The 11,295-nt window shown below is 72.2% G+C and carries 11 protein-coding genes; 8 read left to right on the top strand and 3 right to left on the bottom strand.

The features are described from left to right. The first annotated feature begins 32 nt into the window (after window positions 1–32). Window positions 33–506, top strand: a complete 474-nt coding sequence (locus ACWEJ6_RS18450) for a hypothetical protein (protein ID WP_352365354.1) — start codon at window positions 33–35, stop codon at window positions 504–506. A 6-nt stretch (window positions 507–512) separates the two neighbouring features. Here ACWEJ6_RS18450 and ACWEJ6_RS18445 read toward each other — a convergent pair whose 3' ends face one another. Then, entirely contained in the window at window positions 513–1,484 is a 972-nt protein-coding gene (locus ACWEJ6_RS18445) for an acyl-CoA dehydrogenase family protein (RefSeq protein WP_452424853.1), read from the bottom strand. Between the two features lie 132 nt (window positions 1,485–1,616). On the opposite strand from ACWEJ6_RS18445, the gene ACWEJ6_RS18440 reads away from it, so the two are divergent. Together ACWEJ6_RS18440 and ACWEJ6_RS18435 are read left to right on the top strand one after the other, a co-directional pair. After that, entirely contained in the window at window positions 1,617–2,288 is a 672-nt protein-coding gene (locus tag ACWEJ6_RS18440; protein WP_452424851.1) for a hypothetical protein, read from the top strand. Window positions 2,289–2,471: 183 nt separating this feature from the next. Further along, the gene (locus ACWEJ6_RS18435; protein WP_452424849.1) at window positions 2,472–4,214 is read left to right on the top strand and encodes a proline--tRNA ligase; all 1,743 of its coding nucleotides are present in this window, start codon (window positions 2,472–2,474) and stop codon (window positions 4,212–4,214) included. 293 nt (window positions 4,215–4,507) lie between these two features. Here the strand turns inward: ACWEJ6_RS18435 and ACWEJ6_RS18430 are convergent, their stop codons facing one another. Both ACWEJ6_RS18430 and ACWEJ6_RS18425 read right to left on the bottom strand, forming a co-directional pair. Further along, window positions 4,508–4,981, bottom strand: coding sequence for a ferritin-like domain-containing protein (locus ACWEJ6_RS18430; protein WP_452425027.1), 474 nt, complete (start codon window positions 4,979–4,981; stop codon window positions 4,508–4,510). A 40-nt stretch (window positions 4,982–5,021) separates the two neighbouring features. Next, entirely contained in the window at window positions 5,022–5,537 is a 516-nt protein-coding gene (locus ACWEJ6_RS18425) for a hypothetical protein (protein WP_452424847.1), read from the bottom strand. A gap of 284 nt (window positions 5,538–5,821) precedes the next feature. On the opposite strand from ACWEJ6_RS18425, the gene rimP reads away from it, so the two are divergent. The 5 genes from rimP to ACWEJ6_RS18400 all read left to right on the top strand — a co-directional run bounded on the left by rimP (window position 5,822) and on the right by ACWEJ6_RS18400 (window position 11,281). Continuing rightward, window positions 5,822–6,316 carry a ribosome maturation factor RimP gene (gene rimP, locus ACWEJ6_RS18420; protein ID WP_358298436.1) on the top strand — a complete coding sequence of 165 codons (495 nt, stop codon included), beginning with the start codon at window positions 5,822–5,824 and terminating at the stop codon, window positions 6,314–6,316. Window positions 6,317–6,328: 12 nt separating this feature from the next. Beyond that, window positions 6,329–7,333 (top strand): transcription termination factor NusA, encoded by a 1,005-nt coding sequence (gene nusA / locus ACWEJ6_RS18415; RefSeq protein ID WP_452424845.1) that lies wholly within the window; start codon window positions 6,329–6,331, stop codon window positions 7,331–7,333. Further along, complete coding sequence (locus tag ACWEJ6_RS18410) at window positions 7,317–7,616, top strand: YlxR family protein (RefSeq protein ID WP_352365338.1); 300 nt, start codon at window positions 7,317–7,319, stop codon at window positions 7,614–7,616. Before nusA ends, ACWEJ6_RS18410 begins: the two co-directional genes overlap by 17 nt. A 125-nt stretch (window positions 7,617–7,741) precedes the next feature. Further along, window positions 7,742–10,864 (top strand): translation initiation factor IF-2, encoded by a 3,123-nt coding sequence (gene infB / locus ACWEJ6_RS18405; RefSeq protein ID WP_387682047.1) that lies wholly within the window; start codon window positions 7,742–7,744, stop codon window positions 10,862–10,864. Window positions 10,865–10,984: 120 nt separating this feature from the next. Then, window positions 10,985–11,281: a DUF503 domain-containing protein gene (locus ACWEJ6_RS18400; protein WP_352320823.1), complete on the top strand. Its 297-nt coding sequence runs from the start codon at window positions 10,985–10,987 to the stop codon at window positions 11,279–11,281. Window positions 11,282–11,295: the final 14 nt, after the last annotated feature.

The following is an 11,295-nucleotide window of genomic DNA, read 5'->3' as shown; positions in this document are numbered from 1 at the left end:
GAAGGGCGCGCCGCCGATCAGAGTGGTTGCTCGTGAGGCGAAAGCACGCGCTGCGGCGGTCGAAGGACGGCACGTTCCACGACCATGGCGACGACGATCCCTCGCTCCCCGACGCGCGCGGTTACGAGGCTTTCGGCCGGGTCATGGCCGCCCTCGCGACCGAGGCCGACGTCATCGAGTCGTGCCGCGACCTGACGTGGTGGCGCGGCGCCGACCGGAGCTGGCACATCGAGTGGCGCGACGGGCCGTACGCCTCGGAGGTGGCCGCGCTGCTCGCCGGCCAGGTCGGCGACGCCGGCGGCGCGCCGCTCACGGCCGCCGGCCCCGCGGGCGCGGGCTCGGCGGTGCTGGAGGTGCTGGGGGTGCGCTTCGAGCTGCGCGCGATCGACCCCATGGGCCGGGCACGGGTGCGCGCGCGGCCGGGGTTGTGGCGTCTGGCCGAGGCGCTCGACACCACCCGCCGCACCAACACCCGCCATCCGTGGGAGGAGCTGCTCGGCGGCTGAGCCGCCTCACGCCTCGCCGAAGACGTGCGCGGCCAGGCGGGCGCGGTGCGTCCGCGGCGGGCACAGGAGCTGGGCGTCGGACGTGGCCCGCTTGAGATACCGGTGCGCCGGATGCTCCCAGGTCACCCCGATCCCGCCGTGCACCTGGATGTTCTCGCCCGCCGCCGTCAGGTAGGCCTCGGCGCAGTACGACCCCGCGACGGCCGCGAAGACCTCCGCCTCTGCTTCCGCCGCCGCCTCCGCCGCCGCCCGTGCCGCCGAGCGGGCGGACTCCACGAGCAGCAGGACGTCGGCCAGCTTGTGCTTGATCGCCTGGAAGGAGCCGATCGGCCGGCCGAACTGCCGGCGCGAGCGCGCGTACTCGGTGGCCATCTCCAGGCAGCGCGCCGCGCCGCCGGTCTGCTCGGCCGCCAGGGCCGCGATCCCGAGGTCGCGTACGCGGGCCCACGACGTCCCCGGGCCCAGCCTTCGTACGGGTGCGCGGTCGAAGGTCAGGGAGACCAGGGGGCGGGTCTCGTCCATGGTCGGGTACGCCGTCCGCCGCGTCGGCTCGGCCTCGACCAGGTGCCCGCCGGTGTAGACGAGCACGATCTCGCCGTCCAGCGCGTACGGCGCCGAGCCGGAGAGCCGGTCGTCCGCCAGCGCCAGGTCCCCGTCGCCCGGCAGCACGACGGTCGCCGTCGCCGCCCCCGAGGCCAGCTCCGGCAGCAGCCGGGCCCGCGCGTCCTCGTCCCCGTCGGCCATGAGCGCGCCGACGGCCAGCACGGCCGACTGGAGGAACGGGTGGGGTGACAGCGCGCGTCCCAGCTCCTCGGCCACGGCCGCCGCCTCGGCCGGGCCGCAGCCCGCGCCGCCGTACCGCTCGGGCACGAGCAGCCCCGCCGCGCCCACGTCCCGCGCGAACGCCTGCCACGTCGCGTCCGGCCGGTCGGCGAGGTAGGCACGGACGACGGCGCCGAGCTCATCGGAGAGGGTCACCCGAGCATGGTAAACCAAGCGATTGCTTGCCTTAATACGGATGACCGAAATTTGCCTTTTTTGGATGGATACATAATCTGGATGCGGTCATCCCTAGACATTTCCGGGGGAGGGATTGACCAGGGAATGAAGATGAACCACACCGCAATCGAGTACGCCGACTTCGCCGAATGCGACCGGCGGCTGCGCCGCATGGAACGCCATGTGCTGGCGGCCTTCCTGGCAGGACTGGCCGTCGGCCTCATCGGCATGCTCACCGCAGGCAAGGGCCCGGAATGGTTCGGCCAGCTCTACGACCCGTACGCCTACCTGGCCCTCGCGATGGTCGTGGGCGCCACCGCGTCGGGGTTCGGCTGGGCGCTGCTGACCACGTTCCTCGCGGCCGTGTCCACCGTGGTCGCGGCCATGGGCGCGGGCGCGCTGCGCGGTGTGGACGGCTTCGACGTCATCGGCGGCGGCGTCGCCGGGCTGAACTGGACGGTCGGCCTGCTGGTCGGCCTCGGCCTGCTCGCCTACGTCACCCGCAGGCGGGACCGCTGGGGCGACCTGGCCGCGGGCGCGATCGGCGCGCTGCTGATCGCCGACGTCGTCGACCGGGCGACCCCCGGCTTCATCGACAGCGAGCAGTCGTTCTGGCCCGGACCCGCCACGGTGGTCGCGCTGCTGGCCGTGGCCCTGGTCGTGGTGCTGCGCAGGAACCGGCGGGCCCGCGTGCGCGCCCTGGCGGTCTCGGCCGTCTTCGCCGGACTGCTCACCGTCTGCCTGGGCGTCTTCGTGGGCGGCTGGCTGCCCCTCTCGGCCTGAGCGGGCGTACCGGCCCCTCTCGCCTGAGCGGCGTACCGACCCCTCTTGGCCTGAGCGGCGTACCGGCCGCGAATCCGGCGATCCGGGCCGATCCGGGCCCGCGCCCGATTAACGCCGCGCGGCGCGGCTCCCCGAGTCGATAGCCTGTAATCCTTCAGATCCAGGCCCGAGCAAGGAGTAGCCGTGTTGCTGCGCATGTCGTCGTTGTTTCTTCGCACCCTGCGGGACGACCCGGCAGACGCGGAAGTGCCGAGCCACAAGCTCCTCGTCCGCGCCGGCTACGTCCGCCGCGTGGCCCCCGGCATCTACTCGTGGCTGCCCCTCGGCAAGCTGGTGCTGGAGAACGTCACCAGGATCGTCCGCGAGGAGATGAACCGGATGGGCGGCCAGGAGGTGCTCTTCCCCGCCCTGCTGCCCCGCGAGTACTACGAGGCCACCGGCCGCTGGACCGAATACGGCGACAACATCTTCCGCCTCCAGGACCGCAAGGGCGCCGACTACCTCCTCGGCCCCACGCACGAGGAGCTCTTCACCGACATGGTCAAGGGCGAATACTCCTCGTACAAGGACTACCCGGTCACGCTCTACCAGATCCAGACCAAGTACCGCGACGAAGCCAGGCCCAGGGCCGGCATCCTGCGCGGCCGCGAGTTCCTCATGAAGGACTCCTACTCCTTCGACCTCGACGACGACGGTCTCAAGCGCTCCTACGAGCAGCACCGCGAGACCTACATCCGCACGTTCGAGCGGCTCGGCATCGAGTACAAGATCGTGTTCGCCACCTCGGGCGCGATGGGCGGCTCGGCCTCCGAGGAGTTCCTGGCCTCCACCCCCACCGGCGAGGACACGTTCGTCGCCTGCCACTCCTGCGGCTACGCGGCCAACGCCGAGGCCGTCACCACCACCGCGCCGCCCGCCCGCGACCTCGACGGCGCCGCGCCGATGCGGGTCCTCGACACGCCCGACACCCCGACCATCGAGTCCCTGGTGTCCTACGTCAACGAGCGCCACGGCCTGTCCGTCACCGCCGCCGACACGCTGAAGAACGTCGTCGTCAAGGTCACCACCCCCGGCTCCGACAAGGTCGAGACGCTGATCATCGGCGTGCCCGGCGACCGCGAGGTCGACTTCAAGCGCCTGGAGGCCGCACTCGCGCCCGGCGAGCCCGCCATCTTCGAGGCCGCCGACTTCGCCGCCCACCCCGGCCTCGTCCGCGGCTACATCGGCCCGCAGATCCTGCGCGAGCTCGGGATCCGCTACCTCGTCGACCCCCGCGTCGTCACCGGCAGCTCCTGGGTCACCGGCGCCAACGAGCCCGGCAAGCACGCCGCCGACGTGGTCGCCGGGCGCGACTTCGTCCCCGACGGCACGATCGAGGCCGCCGAGGTGCGCGCCGGCGACCCCTGCCCCCGCTGCGGCTCCCCGCTGTCCATCGACCGCGGCATCGAGATCGGCCACATCTTCCAGCTCGGCCGCAAGTACGCCGACGCCGCCGGCCTCGACGCCCTCGGCCCCGACGGCAAGCCCGTCCGCATCACCATGGGCTCCTACGGCATCGGCGTCTCGCGGGCCGTGGCCGTCATCGCCGAGCAGGCCCACGACCAGCTCGGCCTGGTGTGGCCGCGCGAGGTCGCGCCCGCCGACGTGCACATCGTCGGCACCGGCAAGGAGAACCAGGTCGAGGCCGCCCTTGAGCTGGCCGGCGAGCTGGAGGCGCAGGGGCTGCGGGTGCTCGTCGACGACCGTGCCCAGGTCTCGCCGGGCGTCAAGTTCAAGGACGCCGAGCTGCTGGGCGTGCCCACGATCGTGGTGATCGGGCGCGGGCTGTCGCAGGGCGTCATCGAGCTGCGCGACCGGGTGACCGGCGTCAAGGAGGAGATCCCCCTCGCCGAGGCCGCCACCCGCATCCTGGCCGCCTGCCGCTGACCCACCCCCCCCGCGGGCCGGGTAGCTGTCCCGTCTCCGGTGATGGGACTGGTCCGTTGTCCCGGCTCCCGTGATGGGGCCGGGACCGCTGTCCGGTCCCGTCACGGCGGGCCGCTGTCCGGTCCCGTCACGATGGGGGCAGGCCGCTGTCCGGTCCCGTCATGGTGGGGACGGGCCGCTGTCCTGGCTCTGCGAGGGGGCGAGCCGTTGGGCCGGCCTTCCGTTTTCGGGGTGGGCTGCTGTCCTGGCTGCACGTTGGGGCGGGCCGTGGTGCCGGGCCGGGCGTGGTGTCGTCAGCTGCCGGAGCGGGACGGTGCCGGCGTGGGAGGCGGCGTCGCGGGCGGGGTGCTGCCCGGCATGCCGGGGAAGGCCGCGGGCGGTGCCGGCTGGAAGGCGTAGGCGCGGGTCGCCGACTCCTGCATGGCCAGGGCGGCGTACTTGCGCAGCGCCGGGTCCGCGGCGGCGGCCAGCTCCAGGTAGGCGGCCGTGACGCCGTTCTCCAGCTGCACGGCCAGCCGGGCGGCCTGCGCGGCGCCGGTGGGCACGTACGGCAGCGCGTAGGAGGGCTCCGACTCGTTCGGGCGGCCCCCGCGGCCGATGATCAGATTGCGGAGCTGGTCGCGGCGGGCCCGGTGGGCCTCGTACGCGGCGCCGGTCAGGTCCCGCAGGGAGCCGGTCGTACGCGCCCCCAGGAGCCCGTAGGCGAACACGGCGGCGTGCTCGGCGGCCAGAGCCTTGCGCAGCTTCTCGACGTCGTCCCCGGCCATCACGACGCTGCCACCACGATCCTGTTCATCACGATCCCGTTCACGACGACTTGGGCAGCGACACGGCGTGGACCGCCTCGCACGCCCCGATGCTGGCGAGGAGCTGGGCCACGCCGGGAGACAGGCCGGCGAGCTGACGGGGCCGCTGCGCCGCGGCCCGGCGCTCCACGTCCCGCAGCCGTGACAGCGTGGGCTTGGGCGACTTCGACGGCGTGGCACTGGGCGACGCGCCCGGCGAGGCGGCCGCGGACACGGCGGGCGAGGAGACGGACGGGGAGGCGGGCGGCGGGCCCGCGGGCAGGTATTTGCGCAGCTCCGCCAGGTGCGCCTGGTGCCGGGCGCGGAAGGGCTCCAGGGAGTCGGCGCCGCCCGCGATCAGCGCCGAGTAGAGGGCGACCGTGCGCTCCTTGTCGGCGACCACCTGCCGCAGCAGGACGGTCTCGGGCGAGTCGGGCGCCGGGGTCGCGGGCCCGGCGGGACCCGAGGCGCTGCAGGCCGTCAGGGCGGCCGCTCCGCCCGCCAGCACGGCTCGCCTGGAGAGGTGACGCGGGCGCACGGGCTTGGACCTCCGGTGACTACGGACCCGGTGACGAGGGACCTCAGTGACCGGGGCGCCGACGGCGACGGCTCCAGGTGACTGCGGACGCAGATAGCATCGTACGGGCTGGTGCCCGGGAACGCCGTCAGGCGACGCTCCGCCACTCGACCACGACGAGTGGCGCTCTCTCCGTGCCTCCGTACAGATAGGGTGTCAACTGTCGTCGCTGGCTGCGCAGCCAGACGGCGGAGAGCCAGTGGCGAGGTCCGCCCGGCTGAGACATGACAATAGGGGAGGTCGATATGGGCAGCGCATCATCCCGCGACCACCTGATGAAGCTCCTGGAGCCCGTGGTCGGCGCGGAGGGCCTCGATCTGGAGGACGTCACCGTCACCCAGGCGGGCAAGAGGCGGTTGCTGCGCGTGATCGTCGATCGCGACGGCGGCGTGAGCCTCGACGACATCGCCGACGTGAGCCAGGCCGTCTCCACGGCGCTCGACGAGGACGACGTGATGGGGCAGGCCGCGTACACCCTTGAGGTCTCCTCTCCGGGCGTCGACCGCCCGCTCACCGAGCCGCGCCACTGGCGCCGTGCCGCCAAGCGGCTGGTGAAGGCCGAGATGAGAGACGGCACCGTGGTGGAGGGCCGCGTTCTGGCGGCGGACGAGAGCGGCGTCGACCTCGACGTCGCCGGCTCCGCCCGCCGGCTCGATTACCAGGACCTGACCCGAGGCCGGGTGCAGGTGGAGTTCCGCCGGATCGACGACACCGACGACGTCGACGGCGACGAAGGCTAAGGGGGAAGCCTCGTGGACATCGACATGAGCGTCCTGCGCAGCCTGGAGCGGGAGAAGGACATCTCCTTCGACCTGGTCGTCAAGGCGATCGAGGACGCGCTGCTGATCGCCTACTTCCGCACCGAGGGCGCGGCGCCCAAGGCGCGCGCCCAGCTCGACCGCGGCAGCGGCCACGTCACGATCTGGGCGGCCGAGCTCGACGACGAGGGCGACGTCGTCAGGGAGTTCGACGACACTCCGGGCAACTTCAGCCGGATCGCCGCGACCACCGCCAAGCAGGTCATCCTGCAGCAGCTCCGCGACGCCGAGGACGAGATCAACTTCGGCGAGTTCGCCAGCCGCGAGGGCGAGCTGGTCTCGGGCGTGATCCAGCAGGGCAAGGACCCGCGCGTGGTGCTGGTCGACCTCGGCAAGATCGAGGCCGTGCTGCCGCACGCCGAGCAGGTCCCGGGCGAGGACTACGTGCACGGCGAGCGCATCCGCGCCTACGTGGTGCAGGTGAAGAAGGGCCACAAGGGGCCGTCGGTGACGCTGTCGCGCACCCACCCCGGCCTGGTCAAGAAGCTCTTCGCGCTGGAGGTGCCCGAGATCGCCGACGGCACCGTGGAGATCACCGCGGTGGCCCGCGAGGCCGGCCACCGCACGAAGATCGCGGTCCGGTCGCGCAAGCCGGGCGTCAACGCCAAGGGCGCCTGCATCGGCCCGATGGGCTCGCGCGTCCGCAGCGTGATGACCGAGCTGCACGGCGAGAAGATCGACATCATCGACTGGTCCGAGGATCCCGGGCAGTTCGTCGGGAATGCGCTGTCGCCGGCCCGTGTTTCCCATGTCGAGGTTCTCGATCTCGAAGGACGGGTCGCACGGGTGACGGTCCCCGACTACCAGCTTTCGCTGGCCATCGGCAAGGAAGGGCAGAACGCCCGGCTTGCCGCCAGGCTCACCGGATGGCGCATTGACATCCGGCCTGACACACAAGCCGAGGATGCCGCCGGTTCCGTAGATGCGTCAACACGGTAAGCTGGAATATGGTGGCCACGCGGCCCCACAGCGCACCTGTGTGGGCTGCAGGGTTCGCACGGCTAAGTCCGAGCTGCTCCGCCTGGTGCGGATCGAGGACCATCTGGTCCCTGATCTGCGAGGACGGCTTTCTGGCCGCGGTGCATCGCTGCATCCGTCCTTGAGCTGTCTGGAGCTCGCCGAGCGTCGCCGAGCGTTCCCGCGCGCGTTCCGCGTGCCGGGGCCGCTTGACGTCTCGCGAGTGCGGGCACACCTGGAGGAGGAATCACGAAATGTCATGTAGGACGCCGAGTTGATGGGCGGAGTCAGATTGCTATGAGCGCCTGATGAGCACGCGGCGATGAAGACGTCAAGTTAACGACGGTCCGGACGGCACAGCCAGCCTCCCGGGCCGAGTAAGGGAGTGCAGTGGCGAAGGTCCGGGTATACGAGCTCGCTAAGGAGTTCGGCGTAGAGAGCAAGGTCGTCATGGCCAAGCTCCAAGAGATGGGGGAGTTCGTCCGTTCGGCGTCCTCCACCATCGAGGCGCCGGTGGTCCGCAGGCTCACCGAAGCTCTGGGCGCATCGAAGGGTGGGCCCTCCAGGGGCGGCGGTTCGTCGTCCAACAGGCCGCAGCCGCCCAAGGCTGCGCCCCGTCCGGCAGAACACCAGGCCGGCAACGGCGCCGCGGAGGCGCCGACCCCTACTCCTCCGCGTCCGGGTCCGGCTCCGCGGCCAGGTCCGCGTCCCGGCCCCGCGGGTCCCGCGGGCGGCGCGCAGCCGCGTCCGCCGGTGCCGATGCCCCACCAGCCGCAGCAGCAGCCCGAGGCTGCGCGCGGCGAGACCTCCGGGGCTCCGCAGGCCCGCTTCGAGAGCGCGGCCGGTTCCGGCGCGCCCGCCCGTCCGACTCCGGGGCCGCGTCCGGGTCCCGCCGCCCGTCCGGGTCCCAAGCCCGGTCCGGCGCCTCGTCCCGGGCAGCCTTCCGGTGGTGGCGGCGGCGGTCAGCAGCAGGCCCCGCGTCCGGGTGCGCCCGCAGGCGGCGGCCCGCGTCCTGGTCCCGGTCCCAAGCCGGGTCCGCGTGGCCCGCGTCCGGGTAACAACCCGTTCTCGTCCAACGCCAGCGGCATGGGCCAGTCGCGTCCGCCGCGTCCCGGCGGCAACCGCGACGGCGGTGGCCCCGGCCAGCGCGAGCGTCGTGAGGGTCCGCCGCGTGACGGCGCGATGCCGCGTCCGCCGCGTCCCGGTGGCGGCGGCGAGGCCGGTCCGCGTCCCGCGGGTCCGCGTCCCGGTCCGCCCGGTGCGGCCGGTCCGCGTCCGGGTCCCGGCGCCGGTGGTCCGCGTCCGGGTGGGCCGCGTCCCAACCCGATGATGATGCCGCAGGGTCGTCCTGCCGGTCCGGGCGGTGGCCCGCGTCCCGGTGGCGGCGGCGGTGGCGGTCGTCCCGGCGGCGGTGGCGGCGGTGGCCGTCCCGGCGGTGGCGGCGGTCGTCCCGGTGGCGGCGGCGGCTTCGCCGGTCGTCCCGGTGGCGGCGGCGCAGGTCCCCGTACCGGCACCGGTGGTCCCGGTGGCGGCGGCGGTGGCTTCGGCGGTCGTCCGGGTGGCGGCGGCCGTGGTCGCGGCGGTGGCACGGCGGGCGCGTTCGGGCGTCCCGGCGGCCGTCCCGCGCGTGGTCGTAAGAGCAAGCGTCAGAGGCGCCAGGAGTTCGACAACATGTCGGCGCCGGCGATCGGCGGTGTGCAGGTCGCTCGCGGCAACGGCGCGACGATCCGCCTGCCGCGCGGCGCGTCGCTGTCCGACTTCGCCGACCGCATCGGCGCGAACCCCGCCTCGCTCGTGCAGATCATGCTGCACCTCGGCGAGATGGTGACCGCGACCCAGTCGGTCAACGAGGAGACGTTGCAGCTCCTCGGCGCGGAGCTCGACTACAACATCCAGGTCGTCAGCCCGGAGGAGGAGGACCGCGAGCTTCTCGAGGCCTTCGACATCGAGTTCGGCGAGGACGAGGGCGACGAGGGCGACCTCGCCGCGCGTCCGCCGGTCGTGACCGTCATGGGTCACGTCGACCACGGTAAGACCAAGCTGCTCGACGCCATCCGCAAGACCAACGTGGTGGCGCGCGAGGCCGGTGGCATCACCCAGCACATCGGTGCCTACCAGGTCGCCACGACGCACGAGGGCGAAGACCGCAAGGTCACCTTCATCGACACCCCGGGTCACGAGGCGTTCACCGCCATGCGTGCCCGAGGCGCCAAGTCCACCGACATCGCGGTGCTGGTGGTCGCGGCCGACGACGGTGTGAAGCCGCAGACGATCGAGGCGCTCAACCACGCCCAGGCGGCCGACGTGCCGGTCGTGGTCGCGGTGAACAAGGTCGACAAGGAGGGTGCCGACCCCAACAAGGTCCGCGCCCAGCTCACCGAGTACGGCCTGGTCGCCGAGGAGTACGGCGGCTCGACCCTGTTCGTCGACATCTCGGCGAAGAACGGCACGGGCATCGACAACCTCCTCGAGGCGATCCTGCTCACCGCCGACGCCGAGCTCGACCTGCGGGCCAACCCGACGATGGACGCCCAGGGCATCGCGATCGAGGCGCACCTCGACAAGGGCCGCGGCCCCGTCGCGACCGTCCTGGTCCAGCGCGGCACGCTGCGCGTGGGCGACTCGATCGTGTGTGGCGAGGCCTTCGGCCGCGTCCGCGCGATGCTCGACGACAACGGCGACCCGGTCGAGGAGGCCACGCCGTCCCGTCCGGTCCTGGTCATGGGTCTGACGGCCGTGCCGAGCGCCGGTGACAACTTCATCGTCGTCACCGACGACCGGATGGCCCGCCAGATCGCCCAGCAGCGCGCGGCGCGCAAGCGCAGCGCCGACATGGCGAAGTCGAGCCGTCGCCGCACCCTCGAAGAGCTGTTCAGCGACCTTGAGAAGGGTCGCGTCGACGAGCTCAAGCTCATCATCAAGGGTGACGTGTCCGGTTCGGTGGAGGCCCTGGAAGACGCCCTGCTCAAGATCGACGTCGGCGACGAGGTCAGGCTCCGTGTCCTGCACCGCGCGGTCGGCGCCATCACCGAGTACGACGTCAACCTGGCCGTCGCCGACGACAACGCGGTCATCATCGGCTTCAACGTCCGCCCCGAGCCTCGGGCGCGCGACCTGGCCGAGCGCGAGGGCGTCGACATCCGCTACTACTCGGTCATCTACCAGGCGATCGAGGAGATCGAAGCGGCGCTCAAGGGCATGCTCAAGCCCGAGTTCGAAGAGGTCCAGATGGGCACCGCAGAAGTCCGCGAGGTCTTCAAGGTGCCGAAGATCGGCAACGTCGCCGGTTCGCTGGTCCGCTCCGGCACGATCGTCCGCAACAGCAAGGCCAGGGTGATCCGCGATGGCGTCGTCATCGCCGACAACCTGACCGTCTCGTCCCTGCGTCGCTTCAAGGATGACGCCACCGAGGTCCGCGAGGGCTTCGAGTGCGGCATCGGTGTCGGTTACAACGACATCCGGATCGACGACACGATCGAGACGTTCGAGATGCGGGAGAAGCCGCGGGCCTGACCCGCGGCCGGGCGCCCGGCGGAACCTCCGCCGGGCGCCTCTCGCACGCCCGGGCCCCCTTCCCACCGCAGCGGGCCGGTCGTGCTTCCACCCCACCAGGCCAAGCGGTGGTTTCACACGATGTATGTGGGTGCTCTGACCCTGGACATCCTGCTCGGCGACGTGCGTTCGCTGAAGCAGAAGCGCTCTGTCGTCCGGCCTCTGATCGCCGAGCTGCAGCGACGTTACCCGTCCATCGCGGTGGCCGAGACCGGCCATCTTGACCTGCATCGCAGGTGCGAGGTGGGCGTCGCGGTGATCTCCGCCTCCGCGGGTAACTGCAAAGAGGTGATGGACGCCTGCGAGCGGATGGTGGCCTTCCGCCCTGAGATCGAGTTGCTGTCAGCCAGACAGCGCCTCTACAACGACGAAGATTGAACGACAGCACGGCC

The organism is Nonomuraea sp. NPDC004702 (genome assembly GCF_053601695.1).
This window is presented reverse-complemented; position numbering and strand designations above follow the sequence as displayed.